Source organism: Pseudomonas sp. DSV-1 (genome assembly GCF_035830915.1).
Classification (GTDB): Bacteria; Pseudomonadota; Gammaproteobacteria; order Pseudomonadales; family Pseudomonadaceae; genus Aquipseudomonas.
Genome location: NZ_JAYMYG010000001.1, coordinates 4,748,230 through 4,773,228 on the forward strand (window position 1 = coordinate 4,748,230; position 24,999 = coordinate 4,773,228).

Below are 24,999 nucleotides of genomic sequence, written 5' to 3' on the forward strand. Positions count from 1 at the left end.
CTTTGAAAATGCTTACTGGAGACGGTCATTGAAAGCCCTCGACGAACTGACTTTTGATAACCGTTTCGCTCGACTGGGTGACGCGTTTTCAACTCACGTGCTGCCCGAGCCCATCGACGCACCGCGCGTGGTGGTTGCCAGCGATGCCGCCATGGCGCTGCTTGACCTCGACCCGGCCGTGGCCCAGGACCCGGTGTTCGCCCAGCTGTTTGGCGGGCACACCCTGTGGGCCGACGCCGAACCCCGCGCCATGGTCTATTCCGGTCATCAGTTCGGCTCCTATAACCCGCAACTGGGTGACGGCCGCGGGCTGCTGCTGGGCGAGGTCTATAACGAGGCGGGCGAACATTGGGACTTGCACCTCAAGGGTGCCGGCATGACGCCCTATTCGCGCATGGGCGATGGTCGCGCCGTGCTGCGCTCATCGATCCGCGAGTTTCTCGCCAGCGAGGCACTGCACGCGCTGGGCATTCCCAGCAGCCGCGCACTGTGCGTGATCGGCTCCGACACCCCGGTGTGGCGTGAAACCCAGGAGCGCGCGGCCATGGTCCTGCGCCTGGCGCCCAGCCATGTACGCTTCGGGCATTTCGAATACTTCTACTACACCAAGCGCCCCGAGCAGCAAAAGCAGTTGGGCGAGCATGTACTGACCCTGCACTTTGCCGAGTGCCTGGAGCAACCCGAGCCCTATCTGGCGATGTTCCGCGAGATCGTCGAGCGTAACGCCGAGCTGATTGCCAAGTGGCAGGCCTACGGTTTTTGTCACGGCGTGATGAACACCGACAACATGTCGATTCTGGGCATCACCTTCGACTTTGGACCGTTCGCCTTCCTCGACGACTTCGACGCCAATTTCGTCTGCAACCACTCAGACCACGAAGGGCGTTACTCCTTCAGCAATCAGGTGCCTATCGGCCAGTGGAACCTCAGCGCACTGGCCCAGGCCCTGACGCCGTTTATCAGCGTTGAAGCCCTGCGCGAAACCCTGGGGCTGTACTTGCCGCTGTATCAAGCGCACTACACCGACCTGATGCGCCGCCGACTGGGCCTGACCACCGCCGAAGACGGTGATCAACAATTGATCGAAACCCTGTTGCAACGGATGCAAGGCAGCAGCATTGACTACACCCTGTTCTTCCGCCGCCTGGGCGACTTGCCAGCAGAGCAGGCCGTGTCCCGCATGCGTGACGAGTTTGTCGACCTCAAGGGTTTTGATGAATGGGCAGCGCAGTACGTTGCCCGGGTCGCCCGTGAAGGCGTGAGTGATGAAAGCGCACGCCGTGAGCGCATGCACGGGGTCAACCCGCTATACATCCTGCGCAACTATCTGGCGCAAAAAGCCATCGATGCCGCCCAAGCCGGGGATTACAGCGAAGTGCAGCGCCTGCACAACGTGCTGACCCGACCGTTCACCGAGCAACCGGGCATGGAAACCTATGCCGAGCGCCCGCCTGAATGGGGCAAGCACCTGGAAATCAGCTGCTCGTCGTAATGCAAAGCCTCAGATAAACATATCCACAGGCACGTTGAAGTAGTCCGCCAGCCAGCGTATCTGCCGAACGTTGAGCTGGCGCTTGCCGCTGAGGATTTCGGACACCACCGATTGGGTCCCCACGCCCGGCAAGTCGCTTTGAGTCAGCCCGTGCTCCTGCATCACCGAGCGCAACACATCGACACCACTGACCTTGGGCATCGGCCGATGCTCGAGGTCGTAGGCTTCAACCCAGTCACCGATGATGTCCACCAGGCTCATCAAGGGGTGACTCTCATCGTCGCCAATCAAGTCGGTCAACCCGTCGAGGGCTGCGACCAACTCATCGTAATCTGCTTCGGTTTTCGGTTTGCGTAGTAAAGGCGCCACGAACTTCCAGTGTTCTGCCGCCTGTGCGATCAATGCGTTCATTGTGCTTACTCCTTCCAATTGCCCTTGTCATAGTCACTGTGATCGAGCACATGACGAATGTAGAGGCGCTGTACCCGATAACGCACCACGGCGATCAGCCGCAGCTTGTTACCTCCAATATTGAAAACGTGGAACGAACCGACCTTGTCGGTAGCAGGGAAAAACGACCTTAACGCGGCAAAGTCCTGGGGGTTGAGGACCTTGATCTTGCGATACCACTCATCGAGTGCGCTCGCCGATTGCGGCCATTGTGCTTTCGCTTCCCAAATACGCTTGGCTGTTATCACTCGCATGCAACGTCCCTATCGCATCTTGCTATGGAGGTTAAGTCAGGGATCACTCAATCGCAATATGCGATAACCCGCCCCTGACCAATGGCGCTGTCGCTGTCTCGCTTCAAAGCCTAGATAAGAGCTGCGAAGCCGGCTCAGCACTGTATGAGCAAATACGTCGCCTCGTCCTGCCATAACAAAATCGCATATCAACCTGCCTAAACAGTCTTAGACGAACTAACGCGCCCTGATTATGGTGACGCCCGCGCGGCGGCTCTGGCCTGCCCGATACCTCATACGAGATTCGTTGCATTAAGGAAGACCCATGTCCTGGGACTCACTCCCCCTGCTGTTTGTTGCCGCTCTGCTGGTGTGGTTGTTGGTGTCGTTTGTGCGCGAGAAGTGGAGCGCCGATGTCGTAGCCGCCATTGGTGTTGCCGCCCTGCTGGTCACGCAGATTCTGACGCCCCACGAAGTGTTGAGTGTGCTCAGCAACTCGGCTCCCGCCACGATTGCCTGCATGTTTGTGCTCTCGGCCGCCCTGGAGCGTACCGGCTGCATTGATGCCCTGGGCAACTGGCTGGGCAACCTGGTAGGCGACAAACCGCTGCGGGTGCTCGGCGGACTGATGATTACCGCGCTGGTCATTTCGGCGTTCCTGAACAACACCCCCGTGGTGGCCATTTTGACGCCGGTGGCGATTGCCCTCGCCAAGCGCTCCCACAGTTCGCCGTCCAAGCTGCTGATCCCGCTGTCTTACGCCACGGTACTGGGCGGGATGCTGACGATGATCGGCACCTCGACCAATATCCTGGTGGACGGGGTTGCACGCAAAGCCGGGCTCGCACCTTTCGGCATGTTCGAAATCACTCAGGCCGGGCTGATGTTTGCCGCCGTGGGTTTTGTGTACCTGATGATTTTCAGCAACCGCCTGCTACCTGATCGCGACAGCCTGTCCAAGCAATTGCGCCCGGACCTGACTCGCACCTTCATGAGCGAACTGCTGGTGCCCCACCATTCGCCCGTGATCGGCAAAACCCTGACTGAAGCCAATCTCAATGGTGGCAGCGGCCTGCAAGTCCTGAAGATTTTCCGTGACGAGCAAGAGCTTTCCACGCCAGAGCCCACCACCCAGTTGCGCAGCGGCGATCGTCTGGTGCTGCACGGGCAGGTACAGAATGTGGTCGAGCTGCGTGAAAGCGGCGTGCTGGCCTTCAACCGTGGTGATGCGTTCGAAACCATCAGCAACCACGACGTGATCCTGGCCGAAGCCATCGTGGGCCGTAACTCGCGCTACAGCCACCGCCCCATGCGCGACCTCGACTTGACGGCGCGTTACGGCATTGCAGTGCTCGCGGTGCATCGCCAGGACGAAAACATTCAAGGCAACCTCGACGATCTGCACCTGCAATTTGGCGATGTGATCCTGGTTGAGGGCACGCCCAGCCAGATCCGTCGTTTCGCCGAAAATGGCGACTTGATCAGCCTCAATACCGTCCTGGAGCGCGCTTATCGCCGCGACAAAGCGCCGATTGCGATTATTTCGACGCTGGCGGTGATGATTCTTGCGGCGCTGGAAGTCATGCCCATCGAAGGGCTGGCACTCATCGCCGCAGTGACGGTAGTCGCCACACGCTGCCTGGATGTGCAGGACGCTTACAAGGCGGTGGACTGGAAAATCCTGAGCCTGATTTTCGGCATGCTGGCCATCAGCATTGCGATGGAAAAAGTCGGCCTGATCAATTTGGTGGTCAACCAGACCATGGCCGCCATCCCCAATGCCGGACCGCTGCTGATGCTGGGGTTTGTCTATTTACTGACCAGCCTGCTCACCGAGATCCTCTCCAACAATGCCGTGGCGGTATTGCTGACGCCGATCGCAATTGGTGTAGCGCAACAGATGGGTGTGGACCCCAGACCTTTCGTGGTGGCCGTGATGTTCGCTGCCAGCGCCAGCTTCGCAACGCCGATTGGCTACCAGACCAACACCTTTGTGTATAACGCAGGCGGGTACAAATTCAGCGACTTTTTGCGCATCGGCATCCCGCTGAATGTACTGATGCTGATAGTGGCAATGCTGGTGATTCCCTGGATCTGGCCGCTGACGCCAGTGGCGAGTTGAGCAATCATCTGCTGAACTGCACGCTCATGCGCCCCCCTTGTAGAGAATGACTGATGACCGAACCGCTGCTGATCCCCTGCCCACACTGCAACGGCCTTAACCGTATCCCCGCCGAGCGTATCGGCGAGCACCCCAAATGCGGGCGCTGCAAGAATGCGGTGCTGCTCGCCAAGCCCTTCGATCTTAAACAAACCGACTACCCCAGCCAGATCAAGGGCGACCTGCCGCTGCTGGTGGATGTTTGGGCCGAATGGTGCGGACCGTGCAAAGCCTTTGCCCCGGTATTTGAACAAGCCGCCAGCCAACTGATCGGCAAATGCCGACTGGCCAAACTTGACAGCGAATCCAATCAACAACTGGCCGGACAATTGGGGATACGCTCCATCCCTAGCCTCATCCTGTTTAAAAATGGCCGCGAAGTCGCTCGCCAGAGCGGTGCGCTGCCGTTGCAGCAACTTACCGCCTGGCTGCGCAGCCAGGGCATCAGTGCCTAAGCGTTCTGATCCAGATAATCGTGCAACTCTACAAACTGTTGAGTGAGTTTGTGCCGCGGGTCGAAGTGGATCAAAGGCTGACAGGCCTGGTGCGACTCGCGCATCCGCACGGAGCTGCTCAGGTACATCGGCAGCACCGGTAGCCCTTCAGCGATCAACTCATCGAGCATTTGCTGGGGCAGGCTGGCCCGGGCCTGGAACTGATTGACCACAATGCCTTCGACCAGCAGGTCTTCGTTGTGGTCTTCTTTCAGTTCTTCGATTTCAGCCAGTAGCCCGTAAAGCGCCTGACGCGAAAAACTGTCGCAATCAAATGGAATCAGCACCCGATCACAAGCGATCAACGCCGAAACGGCGTAAAAGTTCAATGCGGGAGGTGTGTCGACATAGATGCGGTCATAGTCTTCGGACAATTCTTCAAGCAGTTTTCGCAGCTTGTTGATCTTGTGCTTGGCTTCAAGCTTTGGCTGCAAATCAGCCAGTTCGCCCGTGGCGGTGACAACGTGCAAATTTTCAAAGGGTGTTTCGTAAATATCGACACGATTTTTTTTCGAACCGATCCCGGCTGACAAACTGTGCTTGAAGAAGTCGGCAATCCCCATCGGGATATCGTCGCCCGTGAGTCCGGTCAGGTATTGAGTGGAGTTGGCCTGGGCGTCCAGATCCACCAGCAACGTCCTGTAGCCCTCGCTGGCACTGACCGCAGCCAGATTGCACGCGATGCTGGATTTACCCACACCGCCTTTTTGGTTGAACACCACGCGACGCATTTCAAAACCTCCGTGTACCAATGTGTCCCCGAGTGTAGATTGCCTTTGTGCGGCTTAGCTACCTCGCAGAGAAATGCCTTACATCTATTAGAGATTTAACCGCAATAGTCGTCGAACATATCCGCCATATGGGAAGTATTAGTCTTATATTTTTCAGATCACGCAAAAACCATACTTGAAATGTAAGCAATATTTGCTACAAGCCAACTGCACCGGGATAATGTCGCCATTCTGTATCAGGTGTGGCATCGACTGATGCCCACTTTCGCATCAAGGAAGCCTGCAAGGGCGGGATGAAACTCCAGTGATCAATTTCAATATCGCCGCGTGGCGCGCCTGGGCTCCGGGCCTCGACAGCGTGGCCGATTGGCAAGCCTGGAGTCAGCAACCCAGCGTACTCGCCGCCAGCAACGCAGCACCTGATGTCTCGTTTCTACCCGCCATGCAACGCCGTCGCCTCAGCCGCCTGGCACGGATGGCATTCAGCGTCGGCTGGCCACTGGCACAAGGCCACGAGGGACTGCCACTGGTATTCGCCTCACGCCACGGCGAAACCCCGCGCACATTCGACATCCTCAGCGACCTCGCTGCCAGCCAGCCCCTGTCCCCGACACAATTCAGCCTCTCGGTGCATAACGCGGTCATTGGCCTGTGGTCGATCATGCGCGGCGAAACCAGCGAGATGACGGCCATTGCCGCTGCCGGAGACGGCCTGGAGCATGGCCTGATCGAGGCCTGCGCGCTGTTGAATGAAGGTGCGCCCGCCGTACTGCTGATCATCACCGAAGAGCAACCGCCACACGCCTACGCCCAATGGATTGATGATGTGCCCTTTCCTTACGCCGTCGGCCTGCTGCTGACCCCCGGGACGCAATGGCAGGTCTCCCTCGCAAGCACGACCACCGACATCGAAAAAGCCCCGTGGCCCCATAGCCTGAACCTGTTGCGCCACCTGTTCGATGGACAGGCGTCATTCCAGCACGCCTGGAAAGATCGCGTATGGAACTGGCAACACAGTCTGTGAGCGAGCATCGCGATGCTTATGTCTGGCGCCTGATCGCCACGGCGATCAGCTTTACACTGTTCGGTCTCGGATGCCTGTGCCTGCGGGTGGTGATTTTCCCGGTACTCGGTTGCCTGCCGGGAAACGCCGTTCGTCACCGCGAACGTGCCCGTGCAACCGTCAGCCGGCTGTTCTGGCTGTTTATTCGCACCATGGCCCGCATGGGCGTGCTGACCTATGACGTACAAGGTGCCGAACGGCTCGGTCGACCCGGCCAGATGATCATTGCCAACCACCCGTCGCTTATCGACGTGGTTTTTTTGATCGGCCTGGTAAGAAACGCCAATTGCGTGGTCAAAGAGAGCCTTTGGCAGAACCCGTTTACCCGCAGCCCCGTGCGCGCCACGCAGTACATCAGCAACGATGGCAGCGTCGACATGCTCGATAACGCCGCGCGAGCGCTGCAGGAAGGCCAGACCCTGATCATTTTCCCGGAGGGCACCCGCACGCAGCCGGGCACGGCACCTGCCTTTCATCGCGGCGCCGCCGCGATAGCACTGCGGGGTGCGAAAATCCTCACCCCGGTGGTGATCAAGGTCAGCCCCACCACGCTGACCAAGGCCGAACCCTGGTACCGCATCCCCTATCGGCGCGTGCACTTCAGTATTCGTGTCGGCGCCGATATAGATCCAGACACTTTTACCGCGCTTGGCCCGCCGCCTAAAGCCTCGCGCCTGCTCAATGACTTCGTGCATGACTACTTTATTAAGGAGCTCGCCACAGATGAGCGATCTGAAACGCGACATTAAACAGCTGATCATCGATGCCCTGGGCCTCGAAGACATCAGCGTCAGCGACATTGGTGACGAACAAACCCTGTTTGGCGATGGCCTGGGGCTGGATTCGGTCGACGCACTTGAGCTGGGCCTGGCGATTCAAAAAACCTACGGCATCAAAATAGACGCCGATGCCAAAGACACTCGCAATCACTTTTCCAACGTGGCCAGCCTTGCGGCTTTTGTCACGGCCAAACAGGCAGCCTGAGACCGAACCATGCAAACCCGTGACGACATTTTCAATACCCTGCGCGACGCCCTGGTCGAACTCTTCGAACTGGAGCCCGAGCGCGTCACCCTGGACGCCAACCTGTATCAGGACCTGGAAATCGACAGCATCGACGCCGTTGACCTGATCGACCACATCAAGCGCAAAACCGGCAAAAGAATCGCCGCTGAAGAATTCAAATCGGTGCGAACCGTCAATGACGTGGTCGAGGCAGTTTATCGCCTGGTTCACGCTGACGCATGAGTCGACTGATTGGCCTTGGGCTGTTGCTGGCGGGCCTGCTGTACCCCTTTGCGGTGTATTTCGGCATGGCCCATTTCGCCCCATGGCAGTTCGCGTTACTGCTTGGCGGCCTGTGGCTGGCCCGTGCCCTGACCGGAGAACGGCGCCCCGGCAGCCTGTGGATGGCGGTCGTTGCACTGGTGTTCTGCGGCCTGCTGGCGCTGTTCAACAGCCCGGCACTGTTGCGCTGGTACCCGGTCCTGATCAGTACGTTCATGCTCTGCCTGTTCGGTCTGAGCCTGAAGTTCGGGCCACCGATAATCGAGCGCCTGGCCCGCTTGCGCGAGCCGGTATTACCCGACATCGCAATTGATTACACACGGCAGGTGACCAAGGTCTGGTGCCTGTTTTTCATGCTCAACGGGTTAGTCGCAGCCAGTTTGACGCTGTGGGCGCCGCTGAGCTGGTGGACGTTGTACAACGGCCTTATCGCCTACGGGCTGATGGGGCTGCTGTTTGCCATTGAATGGCTGATACGACAAAAGGTAAGAGGCCGGGCATGAATTGGATAAAACTTGAGCAGCTATTGCTCAAGGGACACGCAGAGCGCCGCGTTACGGTTGACCCTGCGCTGAACCACGACACCCTCTGTAAACAGGCCTTGCGCCTGGCGGGCGGCCTGCAACAGCGAGGCGTGCAGCACATTGCCGTGCACCTTGAGGACGCTGGCGAACTGGCAGTGGCTTTACTCGGTGCATGGCGCGCCGGCGTCAGTGTGCTGCTGCCTGCCGACCTGCAAGCCCAAACCCGTCAGCGCTGGGATGACCGGGTTGACCTGTGGATAACTCAAAGCGACCAACTGCAAGCCTTGTACGCCGATGCAGTGCCGGCAGCAGAACTGGATCTGGACAAGTGCCAGCTCAGCCTGTGCACCTCGGGCTCCAGCGGCGAACCCAAGCGCATCGACAAAAACCTGCGCCAGATGGCCAACGAAGTCCAGGCGCTGGAACAGCTGTGGGGCGCCGATCTGGGTGATGCGTGCATCATTGCCAGCGTGGCTGCACAGCATATTTACGGGCTGCTGTTTCGCGTGTTGTGGCCCCTGTGCGCAGGCCGCACCTTTGTCCGCAAACAACTGGCGTTCCCTGAAGACATGCAGCGCGCCAGCCGCGAGCATTCATTATTCGCATGGGTCGCCAGCCCTGCCCTGCTCAAGCGCATGGCCGACAACCTGAACTGGCCCGCCCTGAGCCCGGTACGCCGGGTTTTCTCGTCGGGCGGCGCCTTGCCTGCAGAAGCGGCGCAAGGGTTGTTCGAGCGTCTGGGCCAGTGGCCGACCGAAATCCTTGGCAGCTCGGAAACCGGTGGGATCGCGTGGCGTCAGGGCCCAAACCTGTGGCAACCATTTGCCGATGTGCAACTGAGCCAGAGCGAAGATGGCGCCCTGATAATCGCCTCGGCGTACTTGCCCGCAGGTCATATCGAACAGACTGCCGACGCGGCTCGCATCGAGGCCGATGGTCGTTTCGAGTTGCTCGGGCGCCTGGATCGCATCGTCAAACTGGAAGAAAAACGTATCTCCCTGCCCATGCTCGAGCACGCGCTGGTCAACCACGACTGGGTGGCTGAAGCCCGCCTGGGCGTGGTCAACGAAAACCGTGCGTCCCTGGGCGCCTTGCTGGTACTCAGCCCCAGCGGTCTGTTTGCCTTGCGTGAACACGGTCGCCGCGCCCTGACCCAAACCCTGCGCCAGCACTTGAGCCAGCACTGCGAAGCCCTGGCCTTGCCCCGTCGCTGGCGCGTGTTGCGCCAGATGCCACTCAACAGCCAGGGCAAGCTGCCCCAGGCCCAGGTCGATACGTTATTGCTGGCACCCCGGCCTAAAATGCCCGAGGTGCTGAGCCAAGCCGAACATGACGGCCAGTGGACCCTCAACCTGTCGATCCCGCCAGACCTGGCCTACTTCAGTGGTCACTTCCCCAAAACCCCGGTACTGCCGGGCGTGGTGCAAGTGGATTGGGCAATGGCACTGGGTCAGCAACTCCTCGACCTGCCGCCGCGTTTTGCCGGAATGGAAGTGCTCAAGTTCCAGCAACTGGTACGCCCCGGCGACGCCATCGAACTGACCCTGCGTTTCGACCGTGAGCGCAGCAAGCTGCACTTCGCCTACCGCAACGCGACGGCGCCCTGTTCCAGTGGCCGCATCGTGCTGGAGCCCGCCCATGCATAACCCCTGCGCCGTGATTCCGGTGTACAACCACGAAACCGCCGTGCCGGCCGTGGTTGACGCCCTGCTCGCCGCCGGCTTGCCCTGCGTGCTGGTTGACGACGCCAGCAGCCCCGCGTGCAGTGCCGTTCTCGAACAGCTTGCCCAGGGCGAGAACACTTTCCTCATCCGCCTGGCCATCAATCAGGGCAAGGGTGGCGCGGTCATGGCGGGGCTGCGGGAAGCCGCCAGGCTGGGCTTCACCCACGCCCTGCAAGTAGACGCCGACGGCCAGCACGACCTGCGCGACGTCGCGACCTTTATGCAGGTGTCGCAGCAAAACCCCCAGGCGCTGATCTGCGGTTATCCGCAATACGACGACAGCGTACCCAAGGGCCGCCTGTATGCGCGCTACCTGACCCACGTGTGGGTGTGGATCAACAGCCTGTCGCTGCAGATTCCCGACTCCATGTGCGGTTTTCGGGTCTACCCGCTGACGCCGACGCTGGCGCTGATCAATTCGGTCAAACTGGGCAAGCGCATGGACTTCGATCCCGAGATCCTGGTGCGCCTGGCGTGGCGCAACCAGCCCATGCGCTGGCTGCCGACCAAGGTCCATTACCCCCAGGACGGCCTCTCGCACTTTCGCCTGTTCCATGACAACGCGCTGATTTCCGGCATGCACACCAAACTGTTTTTCGGCATGTTGATCCGTTTGCCGAGCATCCTCTGGAGGCGTTTCAAAGCATGAGCGAACCTCAACAGCATTGGGCTGACCACAAGGAGCGCGGCAGTTTCCGGCTGATGAAGCTCACTGCGTTCGGCATCAAACTGCTGGGCCGACGCCTGCTCAGCCCGGTGCTCTACGCCATTGTGCTGTACTTCTTTGTCTTCGGTGGCCGTGCCCGGCGCAGCATCTGGCAGTACCAGCAGCGGTTGGCCGACTGGAGCGGGAAAAGCGACCTGCGCCCCACCCGCAGACGGGTGTTCGGGCAGTTCATGGCCTTTGCCGATGCCCTGCTCGACAAGCTCGACGTGTGGAACGGGCGCCTCAAGATCGAAGACATCGACATCATCGACCCCGCCCTGCTGCGCAATCAGTTACGCGGCGAACGCGGCCAGATGCTGGTGGGCGCACACCTGGGCAACCTCGAAGTGTGTCGCGCACTGGCCGAGCTGGGCGAACAGGTGACCATGAACGTGCTGGTGCACACCAAGCACGCCGAACACTTCAACCGCCTGCTGGGCGAAGCCGGGGCCAGCCATTTACGGCTGATTCAGGTCAGTGAGCTCAACCCGGCAGTGATGCTGCAACTCAATCAGCGCCTGGAAGACGGCGAATGGCTGGCGATTGCCGGTGACCGGGTTCCGCTGCATGGCGGGCGCAATGTCGAGGTCGACTTTCTCGGCCACCCTGCCGCATTCCCCCAAGGCCCGTGGCTGTTGGCCGGGCTGCTCAAATGCCCGGTCAACCTGATGTTTTGCCTCAAGCACGAAGGACGCTACCGGGTCATTCTCGAACCCTTCACCGACGCCGTACTCTGGCGGCGCAGCGACCGCGAGCAGGTGATCGCCCAGTGGGCCACGCGCTACGCCGAACGCCTGGGGCACTACTGCCTTGAAGCGCCCCAACAATGGTTCAATTTTTACCCTTTCTGGAAGACCGATGACGACGCATCCGCATGAGCCAGTAACCTTCGGCCAAACCCCGTTGCGCATTGAAGACGTGCTGGCCCTGGCCAATCGTCAGGCGCCGACCCGTCTGCAAGACAACGCCGACTATCGCGAGCGCATCGCCAAGGGCGCACGCTTTCTCGACTCGCTGCTGGACAAGGAAGGCGTCATCTACGGCGTGACCACCGGCTACGGTGATTCGTGCGTGGTGGCGGTGCCGCTGGAGCATGTTGAAGCGCTGCCGCGCCACCTCTACACCTTTCACGGCTGCGGGCTGGGCAAACTGCTCGACGCCCAGGCCACCCGCGCCGTGCTCGCTGCACGCCTGCAGTCGCTGTGCCACGGCGTGTCCGGAGTGCGCATCGAGTTGCTGGAACGTTTGCAGGCTTTTATTGCCCACGACATCCTGCCGCTGATTCCCGAAGAGGGCTCGGTGGGCGCCAGCGGCGATCTGACGCCGTTGTCCTATGTGGCGGCCACGTTGTCGGGCGAACGCGAAGTATTGTTCAAGGGTGAGCGCCGCCTCGCAGCCGACGTGCATCAGGAACTGGGCTGGACACCGCTGGTACTGCGGCCCAAGGAAGCGCTGGCGCTGATGAACGGCACCGCCGTGATGACTGGCCTCGCGTGCCTGGCCTATGTCCGCGCCGACTACCTGCTCAAGCTGGCCACGCGCATCACCGCCCTCAACGTGGTGGCACTGCAAGGCAACCCCGAGCACTTCGACGAGCGCCTGTTCGCCGCCAAGCCCCACCCGGGGCAAATGCAGGTGGCGGCCTGGATTCGCCAGGACCTGGCCATCGACGCCCCGACCGCGCCATTGCATCGCCTGCAAGACCGCTACTCGCTGCGCTGCGCCCCCCACGTGCTGGGGGTGCTGGCTGACAGCCTGAACTGGCTGCGCGGGTTTATCGAAATTGAACTCAACAGCGCCAACGACAACCCGATCATCGACGCTGAAGAAGAGCGCGTGCTGCATGGCGGGCACTTCTACGGCGGTCATATCGCCTTTGCGATGGACAGCCTCAAGACCCTGGTCGCCAACGTCGCCGACCTGCTGGACCGCCAGCTCGCGCTGCTGGTGGACGTGCGTTACAACCACGGCCTGCCGAGCAACCTGTCGGGCGCAACCGCCGAGCGGGCGATGCTCAACCACGGTTTTAAAGCGGTGCAGATCGGCACCAGCGCCTGGACCGCCGAAGCCTTGAAAAACACCATGCCGGCCAGCGTGTTCTCGCGCTCCACCGAGTGCCACAACCAGGACAAAGTGAGCATGGGCACCATCGCTGCCCGCGATGCGATCCGCGTGCTTGAACTGACCGAACAGGTCGCTGCTGCCACCTTGCTGGCGGCTAATCAGGGCGTGTGGTTGCGCAGCCGCGCTGAAGACGCCCGCCCGCTGCCACCCGCACTGGCCCGGATGCACGCCGAATTGGCGAAGGACTTCCCGCCGGTGGTCGAAGACCGCGCCCTGGAAGCCGAACTGCGCTTGTGCCTGAGCCGTATTGCCCAACAACACTGGAGGCTGCATGCGTAGCAAAGGCGTTTTGCACGTTGATACCGAAGTGCTGGTGCCGTTTTTCGACATCGACACCCTGCACGTGGTGTGGCACGGCCACTACGTCAAATACCTCGAAGTGGCGCGCTGTGCGTTACTTGACCATATCGGCCACAACTACACGCACATGCTCGATGCGGGCTATGCGTGGCCGGTGATCGACATGCAATTGCGCTATGTCCGCGGGGCCACGTTTGGGCAGCGCATCAATGTGCGCGCCAACCTGGTGGAGTGGGAGAACCGCCTGAAGGTCAATTACCTGATTACCGACCTGGCCACAGGCGAGCGGCTGACCCGGGCCGTTACGGTGCAAGTGGCGGTCGAGATCGCCAGCAAGGAGATGCAACTGGTGTCGCCCAAGTGCTTCACCGACGCTGTCGCGAGGATGCTGCCATGAACCGCCTTGGTAGTCGCTGCCGCAGGCTGCGATCGAGCCCGAAGGGGTCGCGCTTTTTCAATATCGAAGGGCCTTCGGCCCTTATCGCAGCCTTCGGCAGCGGCTACAGGGGGTTGATTGTTACGCTGTTGCTCGGATTCACTCCTCTGGCCCACGCCTTCGACCTGCAACAACTCAGCGAACAACTGGCCAAACCCCAGGTGATCCACGGTGATTTCATCCAGGAAAAACACCTGCGCGCCCTGCCCAAGCCGCTGACCAGCACCGGTACCTTTGTACTGGCCAAGGATCACGGCCTGCTTTGGCAATTGAAAACCCCGCTGCAACAGGATTACCGCATCACGTCCCAAGGCATCGCCCGGCGAGACGGCACGCGCTGGCAAATGCTGCCCGGCAAAAGCGCCGGCGCCGAGCAAAACCGCTTGTTCCTCGCCGTACTGCAAGGCGACAGCAGTGGCCTGCAACGGGACTTCGACCTGCAACTGCAAGGCGAACCCGCCCACTGGACGCTGACCCTGACCCCACGCTCACTGCTGCTCAAGCAAGTGTTCAAGCAGATCAACATCGGCGGCGGCGAACTGGTGCAACGTATCGAACTGCAAGAAACCCAAGGCGACAGCACGCTGCTGACCCTGCTCAACAGCGTCAGCAACCAAGCCTTGAGTGAAACGGAGCAGCACGATTTTGCGCAGTGAACGCTGGTTGCCCCGTGGCTTCATGATCCTGCTGGTGGCGGTGCTTGCACTCGCCGGCTGGCAATGGCGCCACGGCGCACCGCTGTCGGCCAACCTGATGGAACTGGTGCCAGGGGATTCACCGGATGCGCTGGAGCTGAGCGCAGAACAACGCATGCAGGAACCCCTGAACCGCGAAATGCTGGTGCTGGTGGGCAGTAGCGATCGCCAGCAAGCCATCGCCTCGGCTGAGCAATTGGGCCAGCAGTGGCAAGCCAGCGGCCTGTTTGAAAAGGTGCAATGGAGCCTGCAGGCCGACCTCCCGGCGCTGCGTGATCAACTGCTGCGCGGCCGATTGGCAATGCTGTCTGCAGCCGACCGCACGCAACTGATCGAACACCCCGACGCCTTTATCCAGCAACGGGTACAAGCCCTGTTCGATCCCTTCACCGGGTTCAGCCTGGTGCCGAGCCAGGACGACTGGCTGGGTCTCACCGGGCGTATCCAGAACAGCCAGCCGCAGCGCGGTGCAGTGCAACTCGATATAGGCAGCGCAGCGCTGGTCGCCGAGGCCGACGACAAACACTGGGTGCTGCTGCGCGCCCGTACCCAAGGCAATGCGTTTGACATGAAACTGCCGCTGCGGGTTGCCGAGCTGCTTGAGCACAGCCGTCAGCAGGTCGCACCCCACGATGTGCAACTGCTCGCTGCCAGTGGCCTGCTCTACGCGGCCAGCGGGCAACAGCAAGCCACCCGCGAAATCACCTGGGTCGGCGGTGGAGCCACCGTCGGAATTCTGCTGTTGTTACTGCTCGCGTTCCGGCGCTGGCGGGTGCTGCTGGCGTTTGTGCCCGTGCTGGTCGGCATGCTGTTTGGTGCCGTGGCCTGCGTCGCGTTCTTTGGCAGCATGCACGTGATGACGCTGGTACTGGGCTCCAGCCTGATCGGGGTGGCGGTGGATTACCCGCTGCATTACCTGTCCAAAAGCTGGAGCCTGAAACCCTGGCGCAGCTGGCCCGCCTTGCGCCTGACATTGCCCGGTTTAAGCCTGAGCCTGGCGACCAGTTGCATTGGTTATCTGGCACTGGCCTTCACCCCGTTCCCGGCGCTGACCCAAATCGCCATCTTCTCCGCCGCAGGCCTGGTCGGTGCTTACTTGAGCGCCGTATGCCTGCTGCCCGCGCTGCTCAAAGGTGTGGAACTGCGCCCTGCGCAATGGCCCCTGCGTATTGCGCAATCGCTGCTCGACGTGCGCGAAGCCTTGCTCAAACGCATCCCCACGCCAGCCTTGCTGGTTTTACTGCTGGGGTTTTGCGCGGCCGGTTTGTGGCAACTGACCACCAAGAACGACATTCGCCAATGGGTCGGCGCCCCGCCGCAATTGATGGCCGAGGCACAGGCCATTGCACGGATTACCGGCTACCAGCCCACCAGCCAGTTTTTCCTGGTGCGGGCCGACAACGAGCAGCAATTGCTTGAGCGCCAAACCGCCCTTGGCGAGCGTCTCGATCAGTTGGTGCACATGGGCAAGTTGCAGGGCTACCTGGCGCTGAACCAATTGGTCAGCCTGCCCGGCGAGCAACAGCAATTGCGCAGTGCGCTGTCTCAGCTGGCGCAACATTGGCAGCCGCTGCTGGAGCTGGGCGTACCTGAAACCGCTCTGCAGGCCGAGGTTGCGCAATTGCAGGCCTTGCCCGAGCAACATATCGATGACGCGTTGAGCGGCCCGCTGGCCGAACCCTGGCGCGCACTCTGGCTAGGCAAGAACGCCGAAGGCGTTGCAGCCATGGTCAGCCTGCAAGGGTTGAGCAGTGCCAGTTTGCTGCGGGTGCAAGCGCAAGACCTGCCGGGCGTACAACTGGTCGACCGCCTGGGCGACTTGAATAACGTATTCGCCGCAACGCAAATCAGCGCCGCCGAATTGAAGCTGCTGTCCTGTGCCTTGATCGTATTGCTGCTGATCGCTCCGTTCGGTTTTGGCGGTGCACTGCGCATCGTCGCACTGCCGCTGCTGGCCGCGATGTGCAGCCTGGCAAGCCTGGGCTGGCTGGGTCAGCCGTTGACGCTGTTCAGCCTCTTCGGCCTGCTGCTGGTGACGGCGATCAGCGTCGATTACGCGATTCTGATGCGCGAGCAAATCGGCGGCGCCGCCGTCAGCCTGCTCGGCACCTTGCTGGCGGCATTGACCACATGGCTGTCGTTCGGCCTGCTGGCCGTGTCGAGCACACCTGCCGTCAGCAACTTCGGCTTGTCGGTCAGCCTGGGGCTGGCGTTCAGTTTTATCCTGGCGCCCTGGGCGGGCAGACAGGAGCACAGCCAATGATGACAGCCCTGTTCTGGCTGCTGGCCCTGGCCCTGTTTGCCTTGGCCACCCGCGTGGGCCGTCATTTCGGCGTGATTCCGATTGTCAGCCAGTTATTGCTGGCATCCATCGTCCTGCCGCTGTTGATGCTGTTCTGGATCGAACCGCACTGGCAGCTTGACGGCGCCCAACTGGTCGCGCCGGTCTGGCTCAAAAGCCTGTACAGCCTGAGTTTTGCCCTGTTGCTGGGCACCATTTTGAGCGACGTGATTGATCTGCGCCTTGATCGCCAGAGTGTAAAGATCGCCCTGCCCAGCTTTGCCGTGCCCTTCGCCTGCGGGCTGGCCTGCGCCGTCTGGCTGCTGCCTGAACAACCCTGGTTGAGTTCACTGGCGGTGGGCCTGGTGTTTGCCATCACCGCGATCCCGGTGTTGTACCTGTACTTGCGCCACATCGATTACCCGCCCGCCGCCACTCGGCGCCTGGTGCAAAGCGCGATCCTTATCGACCTCACATGCTGGACCCTGTTTGGCCTGGCCCAGGGCAGCCTGGACCTGAGCAGTTTGCTGCTGCCCCTGGCCGGTGCCCTGCTGCCGCTGCTGTTGCGCGCCCTGCGCATCCGTCAGCCGTTGTGTTACAGCCTGAGCTTTTTTGCCTTGCTGGTGGTGGCCGAACATTACCGCCTCAATGCCCTTATTTTCGGCGTCGGCTATTTGATCTGCATGGCGTGGCTCAAGGTGAAGCTGGTCATGCCGTTAAACGCTGTATGGCTGGAACGCTTGCAGACCACGTTGGCGATCCCGCTGATCCTCACGTTCGGCATTGTGCAAATCAATGTTCACAGCGCCCTGAGCGACATCAGCCTGCTGCAACTGACCGCACTATTGCTGCTGCCGATGGTCAGTAAGCTGCTGGGTAACTGGCTCGGGGTGAGCTGGGCCACGCCGTCGTTTGCCGGGGCCAGCAAATGGCGTGAAAGCCTGTTACTGAACATTCGCGGATTGAGCGAAATCGTCTTCCTCAACCTGCTGCTGCAACAACAACTCATCAGCCCCGCGCTGTACTTTGCGCTGATGTTGATGAGCCTGATCGCTACGCTGTTACCGGCGTTGGCGGGCATGAGTAAACCCCCTTTGAAGTCTGCCGTAGTACCCGGCAAGGAGCGCCTGTGTCAGGAATAGAAATGGAACGTCGTCAGGTTGTCGTGATTGGCGCAGGGCCGTCCGGCGCCATCGCTTCGGCCTTGCTCAAACGCAAGGGCCACGATGTGTTGATCATCGAGCGCCAACACTTCCCGCGCTTTTCCATTGGTGAAAGTCTGCTGTCGCACTGCATCGACTTCATCGAAGAAGCGGGCATGCTGGAAGCGGTACAAGCGGCCGGTTTCCAGCTCAAAAACGGCGCCGCCTTCGCCTGGGGCGAGCAATACAGCGCCTTCGATTTTGGTGACACGTTCAGCAACGGCAAACCCACCACCTTTCAGGTGCAACGCGCCGATTTCGACAAGCTGCTGGCCGATCAGGCCGCCTTGCAAGGTGTTGAAATCCGCTACGGCCAGACCGTGATCGCCACCGATGTTGAACGGGACAGAGCGTTGCTGGACATTGAACGCGAAGACGGCAGCCGCTATCAGCTCGAAACCGACTTTATCCTCGACGCCAGCGGCTATGGCCGCGTGCTCCCGCGCTTGCTCGATCTTGAAGCGCCGTCGAATTTCCCGGTGCGCCAGGCCGTATTTACCCACGTTGAAGACCGCATTGATTGCGACGGTTTTGATCGCAACAAAATCCTCGTGACCACCCATCCGACCCAGCGCGATATCTGGTTCTGGAGCATTCCGTTCAGCAATGGCCGCTGCTCGGTGGGCGTGGTCGCGGCAGCTGAACATTTTGCCGGGCGCAGCGAAAACCTCGACGAGTGCCTGCGCAGCTTCATCGACGAGACCCCTAGCCTGCAACGCGTGCTGGCCAATGCTGTGTGGGACACTGCGGCGCGTACCATCGGCGGCTACTCGGCCAACGTCAAAACCCTGCACGGCCCTGGCTTTGCGCTACTGGGCAATGCCGCCGAGTTCCTCGATCCGGTGTTCTCTTCGGGCGTGACCATTGCCATGCGCTCGGCCAGCATGGCCGCTGGCGTACTGCACCGTCAGTTGCAAGGCGAGGCCGTGGACTGGCAAGCCGAGTTTGCCGAACCGCTCAAGCGCGGGGTCGACACCTTCCGCTGCTACGTCGAAGGCTGGTACGCCGGCACCTTCCAGGACGTGATCTTCCACCCTGACAGCTCGCCACAGATCCGCCGCATGATCAGCTCAATCCTGGCGGGCTATGCCTGGGATGAAAACAACCCGTTTGTCAGCGAACCCAAGCGCCGTTTGCGCATGCTGTCGGACATTTGCGCTACGGAGTCGCCATGAAACCTCTGAGCGATACCTACGTTGAAGAAACCCGTCTGGGCTTCTGGTTTTTGCGCAGCCACACCTGGCAGCACCATGTGCTGCGGGTGGCCATCAATGACCTGCGCAGCCTGTTCAGTGAAGAACTGCCAAGCGCGCCGGTGATTCTCGATGCCGGCTGCGGCCAGGGAAAATCGTTCCAGTATCTGCATAAAACCTTCACCCCCACGCGTCTGGTTGGCCTGGATGCCGATCCGCTGAGCCTGCAATTGAGCGCAGAAGAAGCCCGGCGTCAGGGTATCGACATCGAACTGATCGGCAGCGACTGCGCCGAACTTGACGTGCCGGATGCCAGTGTCGACATCCTGTTCTGCCACCAGACCTTCCACCATCTGGTGCAGCAGGACCGGGCACTGGCCGAGTTTTACCGGGTGCTCAAACCGGGGGGGTACTTGCTGTTTGCCGAGTCCACCGAAGCCTACATCGACACCTGGGTGATCCGCTGGTTGTTCCGCCACCCCATGCATGTGCAGAAAAGCGCGGAGCAATACCTGGACATGATCCGTGATCAGGGTTTTGAATTCGGTCCGCAAAACGTCTCATACCCCTACCTGTGGTGGAGCCGCTCCAAGGATTTCGGCCTGCTGGAGCGCTTGGGCGTGCTCAAGCCAAAACCGGTAGGGCAACGGGAGGAAACCCTGATCAACGTGGTGGCGCGCAAGCCCCAATCCCCTGTGGGAGCGGATTTACTCGCGACAGGATCGCTGCGGTGAATCCGTTGAACCGAGTTGCCTGCATCGCGAGCAAGCCCGCTCCCACACGGATAATGTTTGTGTGGTTGTTGATGTGCATGCTGCTCAGTAGCTGCACCAGCTTGCCGCTGCCCAGGCACACCCCAACCCTGGCCTTGCCCATGCAGTTGCATATCCAGCGTGAACACGCCGATGAGCGTCAGGACTGGTTACTGGTGATTCAGCAGGAAAATGCCGGGCTGCGCTGGTCGTTGATGGACCCGCTGGGCATTCCTCTGGCACGTCAATTGTTGCAGGACGGCACCTGGCACGCCGATGGTCTGTTGCCGCCCAATCCCGAAGCCCGCGAGCTGTTCGCGGCGTTATTGTTTGCACTGACACCTGCGGCTGAATTGTCGGTTAATTATCCACAGGCAACCGCTGAACCTGATCGGCGCTTCATGGAACAGCGCTGGCAAGTGCAGTACCAGCAACCCCGGTTCTTTCGTATCGATATGAAGGGCGATCTGCACTACCGGATCAGCCCGCTGGAGGCCGCCCCATGACTGCTTACCTCAATGCCCTGGGCGTGGTCTGTTCGCTGGGTCGCGGCACCGATGAAGTCGCGCGCAAGCTGTTTGCCGGTGACTGCTCCGGCATGCAGCGTCAAAGCGGCTGGGTGCCCGAGCGCTCAATCACCCTCGGCGCGGTCAGTGGCGAGCTGCCTGCAATTGCGGCTGAACTCAGCCCGCAATGCAGTCGCAATAATCAGTTGCTGCTCGACGCTGCGTTGCAGATCAAAGACGACATCGAACAGGCGATCCAGACGTTCGGCCGCGAGCGCATTGCCGTTGTGCTGGGCACCAGCACCTCGGGCATCGATGAAGCCAGCCGTGGCATTGCCCACTACCTGCAACATCAACAGTTCCCCGGCGATTACGACTATCAGCAGCAAGAGCTGAGCGCACCGGCCACGTTTCTGGCCGACTGGCTGAACATCAACGGGCCGACCTATGTGATTTCTACCGCCTGCACCTCCAGCGCCCGCGCCCTGATGAGTGCCCAGCGACTGCTGGACATGAACCTGTGCGACGTGGTGCTGTGCGGCGGTGTCGACACGCTGTGCAAACTCACGCTCAACGGCTTTTCATCGCTGGAAGCCGTGTCGGATGAACGCTGCAACCCCTTTTCGGTGAACCGCCACGGCATCAATATCGGGGAGGCGGCGGTGCTGTTTGTGATGAGCAAGCAACCCGCGGGCACTCACTCCATCGCCCTGCTCGGCGCGGGCGCCAGCAGTGATGCGCACCATATTTCCGCCCCTGAACCCTCCGGGCGCGGCGCAGCTCAAGCCATGCACAAGGCTCTGAGTCGTGCGGGTTTGCAGCCCGCGCACATCGGCTATCTGAACCTGCATGGCACCGCCACCCTGCACAACGACGCGATGGAAAGCCACGCCGTGACACAGGTCTTCCCCCAAGGCGTGCCGTGCTCTTCGACCAAACCCATGACCGGCCACACCCTGGGTGCGGCAGGGGCACTGGAGGCCGCCTTTTGCTGGCTGAGCCTGACCCACGGCGATGCCCTGCCCCCGCACGTCTGGGACGGTCAACCCGACCCGGTGCTGCCTGCGCTGAACTGGGTAACGCCCGGCCAGACCCTGGCACCGGCGCCACAACGCTGCCTGATGAGCAACTCGTTTGCCTTCGGCGGCAATAACGTCAGCCTTATTATCGGAGACGCCCCATGATTGATTGGCCGCTCGCCGAACTGCTGCCCCACGCTGGCGACATGATCCTCATCGATCAGGTGCTGGCGTTTGATGAAGAGCAGATTCAAACCTGTCTCACCGTGAACGCAGGCGGTTTGTTCAACCGCGAAGACGGCAGCCTGCCCGCGTGGGTGGGCGTTGAGCTGATGGCGCAAAGCGTCGCTGCCTACGCCGGTTGCCACGCCCGCCTGCAAGGCCGTTCCGTGGCGCTGGGCTTTTTGCTCGGCACCCGCAAATTTGAATGCAACGTCGAACACTTTCCCCTCGGTGCCCAACTGCACATCCACGCGCTGCGCTCGCTGGAAGACGACAACGGCATGGGCGTGTTCGAGTGTCACCTCACCGGCCCCGGCATCCGTGCCAGCGCCCGCCTGAACGTGTTCCGTCCGCCCCAGGCTGAAAACTACCTTGTTCAAGCATCCCAGGAGACCCGCCATGACTGAGTCCATTTTGGTCACAGGCTCCAGCCGTGGCATCGGCCGCGCCATTGCCCTGCGTCTGGCCCAAGCCGGTTTTGACCTGGTGCTGCATTGCCGCAGTGGCCGCAGTGAAGCCGACGCCGTCATGGCTGAAGTCCAGGCATTGGGCCGCAGCGCACGGGTGCTGCAATTCGACGTGTCGGATCGCGCCCAATGCAAAGCCATGCTCGAAGCCGATGTTGAAACCCACGGTGCCTATTACGGCGTCGTGCTCAACGCCGGGCTGACCCGCGACGGGGCGTTCCCGGCCCTGAGCGAAGACGATTGGGACGTCGTGATGCGCACCAACCTCGACGGTTTCTACAACGTGCTGCACCCGGTCATGATGCCCATGATCCGTCGCCGTGCTGCCGGACGCATCGTCTGCATCACTTCGGTATCGGGCCTGATCGGCAATCGCGGCCAGGTCAACTACAGCGCCTCCAAGGCGGGCTTGATCGGCGCCGCCAAGGCCCTGGCCATCGAACTGGGCAAACGCAAAATCACCGTCAACTGCGTTGCGCCGGGGTTGATCGACACCGCCATGCTCGACGAAAACGTACCGGTAGAAGACCTGATGAAAATGATCCCCGCCCAACGCATGGGCACCCCGGAAGAAGTCGCCGGGGCGGTTAACTTTTTGATGTCGGCCGAAGCGGGTTACATCACCCGTCAGGTGCTGGCCGTCAATGGAGGCTTGTGCTGATGAAGCGCGTTGTCGTCACCGGCATGGCCGGTATCACCTCCCTGGGCAGTGACTGGGCCAGCATCGAAGCCAACTGTGTGGCCGGGCGCAGTGGCATTCGGCGCATGGACGAGTGGGACCGTTTCACCGAACTCAACACGCGGCTGGCCGGGCCGATTGATGACTTTGCGGTGCCCGCGCACTGGACCCGCAAACAATTGCGCAGCATGGGCCGCGTCTCGCGCCTGGCCGTTGGCGCAGCGGAGATGGCCTTGCAGGATGCCGGCTTGCTGGGCAACCCGATCATTCGTGACGGGCGCATGGGCGTGGCCTGCGGCTCGTCCACCGGCAGCACCGATGAGATCAAGGCATTCGGCAATATGCTGCTCAACTCCGTGGCGGACGGCCTCAATGCCAACAGCTACGTGCGCATGATGCCGCACACCACGGCGGCCAATATCAGCATCTTCTTTGGCCTGACCGGGCGCCTGATCCCCACTTCCAGCGCGTGCACCAGCGGCAGCCAGGGCATCGGTTACGCCTACGAGGCCATCAAGTTCGGTCGCCTGCCCCTGATGCTCGCCGGCGGTGCAGAAGAACTGTGCCCCACCGAAGCCATGGTATTTGACGCCCTCTACGCCACCAGCCTGAAAAACGACGCGCCGCACACCAGCCCGCGTCCCTATGACAAGGGCCGTGACGGCCTGGTCATCGGCGAAGGCGGCGGCATGCTGGTGCTTGAAGAGCTGGAACACGCACTGGCCCGTGGCGCGCATATCCATGCTGAAATCGTCGGATTTGGCAGCAACGCCGACGGCCAGCACACCACCCGCCCGGAAGTCAGCACCATGCGCCGGGCGATGGAGCTGGCACTGGAAGACGCGGGCATTGGCGCGCAGGCCATCGGCTACGTAAACGGCCACGGCACCGCCACCGAGCAAGGCGATATTGCCGAGACCCTGGCCACCCGCGAGCTGTTCGGCACACACATGCCCATCAGCTCCCAGAAAAGCTATCTGGGCCACACCCTGGGCGCCTGTGGCGCGCTGGAATCGTGGTTCAGCATCGAAATGATGAACAGCGACCGCTACCTGCCCACGCTCAACCTGGATGAAGTCGATCCCCGTTGCGGCGAACTGGACTACCTGCGCGACGAATTGCGCGTCATGCACAACGATTACGTGATGAACAACAACTTTGCCTTTGGCGGGGTCAACACCTCGTTGATCTTCCGTCGCTGGGTTTAACACCTCTGGAGCCAATGGAATGCCTTACTTGCTGCGTATTACCCTGATAGCCCTTGCCCTGCTGGGCACCGTGTCCTGCACCAGCAAACCCATTCAGAACCCGGACCGCACCTTGCATGCCTCGATCCACAGCGACCGTGCGCAAATGCAGCAAGCCATCGTCAAAGCCCTGGTCGGGCGTGGCTGGACGGTGCAAAAAATCACCCCCCAGCAGGTGCAGGCGCAGATCACCGTGCGCGAGCAATACCACGCTGAAATCGACATTCCGTACAGCGCCGACCATTACCGTATCCAGTACCGCGACAGCAGCGGCCTGGACTACAAGGACGGCAAGATCCACAAGAACTACATCCGCTGGGTGCGCCTGCTGGACCGCGATATCGTGCGCGACCTCAAGGACAACCAGAATGAACGCACGGCCAAACAGCTGTCTGAAGCGGCGCTGGTAAAACCGTTGTAAGCCTCAGAAATGACAAAGGCGCCTTTCGGCGCCTTGTTTACAAACAAACTGGTTTGTCATCGCACTGCATCTGTCCGGCTCTGGGATGGCTGGTTATCCAGGGTCTTCAGAGTCTCACGTGCCTCGGCAACCCTGACCATGGCTTTGGCAATGAAGGCAAGATCATCACCCGCTTCATCCCTGCAGGCTTCAAGATAGTGCCCAATATCTTCTTCCGTTTTAAGGAATTCGGTACTGTCCCAACGAGTGAAATGCTCAGTCACAAGTCTTTCTCCTTCCAGGTTTTGGCAATCAACCGCGCTTGTTTGATATCACGGGTTTGACTGCTTTTATCCCCAGCACACAATAAAACGATCCATTGATGGCCATGCTGCATGAAGTACAGCCTGTAACCGGGGCCGTAATTGATTCGAACTTCATTCAGCCCTGCCCTGATCGACTTGGTATCACCAAAATGACCTTCTGCCATCCGATCAATTCTGACCAAAATACGCGCACGGGCTCGACTGTCAGGCAAGCCTGAAAGCCAACGCGAAAATGTTGAACTGCGAGTGATTTCAATCATCCGCAAAAGGTAAGCCCAAGGCTAC

29 protein-coding genes are annotated in these 24,999 nt (G+C 60.8%); 24 read left to right on the top strand and 5 right to left on the bottom strand.

The features are described from left to right. Window positions 1-28 precede the first annotated feature (28 nt). On the top strand, window positions 29-1,492 hold the full coding sequence (gene selO, locus VSQ83_RS21995; RefSeq protein WP_326427519.1) for a protein adenylyltransferase SelO: 1,464 nt from the start codon (window positions 29-31) through the stop codon (window positions 1,490-1,492). A gap of 9 nt (window positions 1,493-1,501) precedes the next feature. Here the strand turns inward: selO and VSQ83_RS22000 are convergent, their stop codons facing one another. After that, the gene (locus VSQ83_RS22000; protein ID WP_133076707.1) at window positions 1,502-1,903 is read right to left on the bottom strand and encodes a helix-turn-helix domain-containing protein; all 402 of its coding nucleotides are present in this window, start codon (window positions 1,901-1,903) and stop codon (window positions 1,502-1,504) included. 5 nt (window positions 1,904-1,908) lie between these two features. Next, window positions 1,909-2,196 carry a type II toxin-antitoxin system HigB family toxin gene (locus VSQ83_RS22005; protein WP_219262167.1) on the bottom strand — a complete coding sequence of 96 codons (288 nt, stop codon included), beginning with the start codon at window positions 2,194-2,196 and terminating at the stop codon, window positions 1,909-1,911. A 304-nt stretch (window positions 2,197-2,500) separates the two neighbouring features. On the opposite strand from VSQ83_RS22005, the gene VSQ83_RS22010 reads away from it, so the two are divergent. Together VSQ83_RS22010 and trxC are read left to right on the top strand one after the other, a co-directional pair. Next, window positions 2,501-4,297 (top strand): SLC13 family permease, encoded by a 1,797-nt coding sequence (locus VSQ83_RS22010; protein WP_219262168.1) that lies wholly within the window; start codon window positions 2,501-2,503, stop codon window positions 4,295-4,297. A gap of 53 nt (window positions 4,298-4,350) precedes the next feature. Further along, a complete protein-coding gene (gene trxC / locus VSQ83_RS22015; protein ID WP_133076710.1) occupies window positions 4,351-4,791 on the top strand; it encodes a thioredoxin TrxC in 441 nt (146 codons plus the stop codon). Here the strand turns inward: trxC and VSQ83_RS22020 are convergent. Then, window positions 4,788-5,561: a ParA family protein gene (locus VSQ83_RS22020; protein ID WP_133076711.1), complete on the bottom strand. Its 774-nt coding sequence runs from the start codon at window positions 5,559-5,561 to the stop codon at window positions 4,788-4,790. The two genes, trxC and VSQ83_RS22020, sit on opposite strands and share 4 nt — an antisense overlap. A 304-nt stretch (window positions 5,562-5,865) precedes the next feature. On the opposite strand from VSQ83_RS22020, the gene VSQ83_RS22025 reads away from it, so the two are divergent. From VSQ83_RS22025 to VSQ83_RS22125, 21 genes are read left to right on the top strand one after another with little or no spacing between them, the layout of a single operon-like run. Beyond that, on the top strand, window positions 5,866-6,585 hold the full coding sequence (locus VSQ83_RS22025) for a beta-ketoacyl synthase chain length factor (RefSeq protein WP_326427520.1): 720 nt from the start codon (window positions 5,866-5,868) through the stop codon (window positions 6,583-6,585). Continuing rightward, window positions 6,561-7,373, top strand: coding sequence for a lysophospholipid acyltransferase family protein (locus VSQ83_RS22030; RefSeq protein WP_326427521.1), 813 nt, complete (start codon window positions 6,561-6,563; stop codon window positions 7,371-7,373). Before VSQ83_RS22025 ends, VSQ83_RS22030 begins: the two co-directional genes overlap by 25 nt. After that, on the top strand, window positions 7,348-7,608 hold the full coding sequence (locus tag VSQ83_RS22035; RefSeq protein WP_133076714.1) for a phosphopantetheine-binding protein: 261 nt from the start codon (window positions 7,348-7,350) through the stop codon (window positions 7,606-7,608). The genes VSQ83_RS22030 and VSQ83_RS22035 overlap by 26 nt, the downstream gene beginning before the upstream one ends. Window positions 7,609-7,617: 9 nt before the next feature. Continuing rightward, complete coding sequence (locus tag VSQ83_RS22040; RefSeq protein ID WP_133076715.1) at window positions 7,618-7,872, top strand: acyl carrier protein; 255 nt, start codon at window positions 7,618-7,620, stop codon at window positions 7,870-7,872. Continuing rightward, window positions 7,869-8,414, top strand: coding sequence for a hypothetical protein (locus VSQ83_RS22045; protein ID WP_133076716.1), 546 nt, complete (start codon window positions 7,869-7,871; stop codon window positions 8,412-8,414). The genes VSQ83_RS22040 and VSQ83_RS22045 overlap by 4 nt, the downstream gene beginning before the upstream one ends. Continuing rightward, window positions 8,411-10,081, top strand: coding sequence for an AMP-binding protein (locus VSQ83_RS22050; RefSeq protein ID WP_326427522.1), 1,671 nt, complete (start codon window positions 8,411-8,413; stop codon window positions 10,079-10,081). Before VSQ83_RS22045 ends, VSQ83_RS22050 begins: the two co-directional genes overlap by 4 nt. Next, window positions 10,074-10,808 (top strand): glycosyltransferase family 2 protein, encoded by a 735-nt coding sequence (locus tag VSQ83_RS22055; RefSeq protein ID WP_326427523.1) that lies wholly within the window; start codon window positions 10,074-10,076, stop codon window positions 10,806-10,808. Before VSQ83_RS22050 ends, VSQ83_RS22055 begins: the two co-directional genes overlap by 8 nt. Continuing rightward, the gene (locus tag VSQ83_RS22060) at window positions 10,805-11,743 is read left to right on the top strand and encodes an LpxL/LpxP family acyltransferase (protein WP_219262172.1); all 939 of its coding nucleotides are present in this window, start codon (window positions 10,805-10,807) and stop codon (window positions 11,741-11,743) included. The genes VSQ83_RS22055 and VSQ83_RS22060 overlap by 4 nt, the downstream gene beginning before the upstream one ends. After that, the gene (locus tag VSQ83_RS22065) at window positions 11,724-13,268 is read left to right on the top strand and encodes an HAL/PAL/TAL family ammonia-lyase (RefSeq protein ID WP_326427524.1); all 1,545 of its coding nucleotides are present in this window, start codon (window positions 11,724-11,726) and stop codon (window positions 13,266-13,268) included. The genes VSQ83_RS22060 and VSQ83_RS22065 overlap by 20 nt, the downstream gene beginning before the upstream one ends. Continuing rightward, window positions 13,261-13,686, top strand: coding sequence for an acyl-CoA thioesterase (locus VSQ83_RS22070; protein WP_133076721.1), 426 nt, complete (start codon window positions 13,261-13,263; stop codon window positions 13,684-13,686). The genes VSQ83_RS22065 and VSQ83_RS22070 overlap by 8 nt, the downstream gene beginning before the upstream one ends. After that, window positions 13,683-14,381 (top strand): outer membrane lipoprotein carrier protein LolA, encoded by a 699-nt coding sequence (locus VSQ83_RS22075; protein WP_257622924.1) that lies wholly within the window; start codon window positions 13,683-13,685, stop codon window positions 14,379-14,381. The genes VSQ83_RS22070 and VSQ83_RS22075 overlap by 4 nt, the downstream gene beginning before the upstream one ends. Next, entirely contained in the window at window positions 14,371-16,683 is a 2,313-nt protein-coding gene (locus tag VSQ83_RS22080) for an MMPL family transporter (RefSeq protein ID WP_326427525.1), read from the top strand. The genes VSQ83_RS22075 and VSQ83_RS22080 overlap by 11 nt, the downstream gene beginning before the upstream one ends. Then, window positions 16,680-17,843: a sodium:proton antiporter gene (locus VSQ83_RS22085; RefSeq protein ID WP_133076723.1), complete on the top strand. Its 1,164-nt coding sequence runs from the start codon at window positions 16,680-16,682 to the stop codon at window positions 17,841-17,843. The genes VSQ83_RS22080 and VSQ83_RS22085 overlap by 4 nt, the downstream gene beginning before the upstream one ends. A gap of 2 nt (window positions 17,844-17,845) precedes the next feature. Further along, window positions 17,846-19,078, top strand: coding sequence for an NAD(P)/FAD-dependent oxidoreductase (locus VSQ83_RS22090; protein ID WP_442800245.1), 1,233 nt, complete (start codon window positions 17,846-17,848; stop codon window positions 19,076-19,078). After that, on the top strand, window positions 19,075-19,830 hold the full coding sequence (locus VSQ83_RS22095) for a class I SAM-dependent methyltransferase (protein ID WP_326427527.1): 756 nt from the start codon (window positions 19,075-19,077) through the stop codon (window positions 19,828-19,830). Before VSQ83_RS22090 ends, VSQ83_RS22095 begins: the two co-directional genes overlap by 4 nt. A gap of 53 nt (window positions 19,831-19,883) precedes the next feature. Continuing rightward, a complete protein-coding gene (locus VSQ83_RS22100; RefSeq protein ID WP_326427743.1) occupies window positions 19,884-20,354 on the top strand; it encodes a DUF3261 domain-containing protein in 471 nt (156 codons plus the stop codon). Continuing rightward, window positions 20,351-21,538: a beta-ketoacyl-[acyl-carrier-protein] synthase family protein gene (locus VSQ83_RS22105; protein WP_133076726.1), complete on the top strand. Its 1,188-nt coding sequence runs from the start codon at window positions 20,351-20,353 to the stop codon at window positions 21,536-21,538. The genes VSQ83_RS22100 and VSQ83_RS22105 overlap by 4 nt, the downstream gene beginning before the upstream one ends. Beyond that, window positions 21,535-22,002 (top strand): hotdog family protein, encoded by a 468-nt coding sequence (locus tag VSQ83_RS22110; protein WP_326427528.1) that lies wholly within the window; start codon window positions 21,535-21,537, stop codon window positions 22,000-22,002. Before VSQ83_RS22105 ends, VSQ83_RS22110 begins: the two co-directional genes overlap by 4 nt. Next, window positions 21,995-22,723, top strand: a complete 729-nt coding sequence (gene fabG, locus VSQ83_RS22115; protein ID WP_133076728.1) for a 3-oxoacyl-ACP reductase FabG — start codon at window positions 21,995-21,997, stop codon at window positions 22,721-22,723. The genes VSQ83_RS22110 and fabG overlap by 8 nt, the downstream gene beginning before the upstream one ends. Beyond that, entirely contained in the window at window positions 22,723-23,949 is a 1,227-nt protein-coding gene (locus VSQ83_RS22120; RefSeq protein WP_133076729.1) for a beta-ketoacyl-ACP synthase, read from the top strand. The genes fabG and VSQ83_RS22120 overlap by 1 nt, the downstream gene beginning before the upstream one ends. A 19-nt stretch (window positions 23,950-23,968) precedes the next feature. Next, complete coding sequence (locus VSQ83_RS22125; RefSeq protein WP_133076730.1) at window positions 23,969-24,409, top strand: hypothetical protein; 441 nt, start codon at window positions 23,969-23,971, stop codon at window positions 24,407-24,409. A gap of 56 nt (window positions 24,410-24,465) precedes the next feature. Here the strand turns inward: VSQ83_RS22125 and VSQ83_RS22130 are convergent, their stop codons facing one another. Further along, the gene (locus VSQ83_RS22130; protein ID WP_326427530.1) at window positions 24,466-24,672 is read right to left on the bottom strand and encodes a transcriptional regulator; all 207 of its coding nucleotides are present in this window, start codon (window positions 24,670-24,672) and stop codon (window positions 24,466-24,468) included. Continuing rightward, a complete protein-coding gene (locus tag VSQ83_RS22135; protein WP_219262175.1) occupies window positions 24,669-24,974 on the bottom strand; it encodes a type II toxin-antitoxin system RelE/ParE family toxin in 306 nt (101 codons plus the stop codon). The genes VSQ83_RS22130 and VSQ83_RS22135 overlap by 4 nt, the downstream gene beginning before the upstream one ends. Window positions 24,975-24,999 lie beyond the last annotated feature (25 nt).